We start from the raw sequence: 931 nt of genomic DNA on the forward strand, positions 1-931 counted from the left end.
TGGAGTGCTCTAGGTTTTTAGGTCCAGGTGACTTGAGTGTTGTCCATTGATGCCCTGCCTGTGGGTGGGGAGAATGGATGAATGGTGAAGAAATTCAGCAAGCATACTCCCGAGCAGATTGTTCGTAAGCTCGATAGGGCGCGGGAATTGAAGGAATCGGGATCAACTACAGCTCAGATCCTGACCACGTTGGGGATTAGCGAAGCCACGTTGAACAGGTGGCAGGCTACCTATGGGGCGATGACCAAGAGCGAGGCGAAAGAGCTCCAGCGCCTGCGCGAGGAAAACACGCGCCTCAAACGCCTCCTAGGTCAGGCAGAGCTGGAAAAGGCGGCGTGGAAAGAATTGTCGGAGGGAAACTTCTAAGCCCAGCTCGCCGCCATGATGCCGTCTGGCATCTGGTCGGGATGGGCTACTCCCAAAGACTTGCCTGCCAGATTGTTGGGCTCTCTCGCAGTGCTTACCGGCGCGCTAGGACCCGCGAGAACAAGCCGGATAAGTACGCGGACCTACGGGCGTGGATGCACGACTTCGTTAAGGATCATCGCCGGTGGGGACACCGGCGCGCCTGGAGAACCGCCCTCGCCGAAGGGTACGGGATATGCCGCGAGACTTTCCGCAGGATCTGGCGTGAAGAGGGCTTGCGTGTCTTGCCTAGGAAGAAGCGCAAGCGTCTAGCTGCCGATACCCATCGTGATGTTCCTGCCGGCCAGTACCCGAACGACGTGTGGGCGTTGGACTTCCAGTTCGATTCAACCTGGCACGGCAAGACAATCAAAATCTGTAACATTATCGATGAATACACCCGCGAACACCTCGCCTTCACGGTCGACAAGAACATTAACGCGGTCTCGGTGACCGAACTCCTTGACGTGGCTTGTCTGGAGCACGGCGGGCGCCCGCGGGTGATCCGGATGGATAACGGGCCCGA

The 931-nt window shown here is 58.0% G+C and carries 2 protein-coding genes; both read left to right on the plus strand.

Going from position 1 to position 931, the window contains the following annotated elements; genetic code table 11:
• Window positions 1–81 precede the first annotated feature (81 nt).
• Window positions 82–366: a transposase gene (locus tag HMPREF3174_RS05740; RefSeq protein WP_016664108.1), complete on the plus strand. Its 285-nt coding sequence runs from the start codon at window positions 82–84 to the stop codon at window positions 364–366.
• Between the two features lie 284 nt (window positions 367–650).
• Window positions 651–931, plus strand: a 281-nt coding sequence (locus HMPREF3174_RS05745) for a DDE-type integrase/transposase/recombinase (RefSeq protein ID WP_246783067.1), incomplete at its 3' end; no start/stop codon positions are given.

Source organism: Trueperella sp. HMSC08H06, from assembly GCF_001808465.1.
GTDB lineage: Bacteria > Actinomycetota > Actinomycetes > Actinomycetales > Actinomycetaceae > Trueperella > Trueperella bernardiae.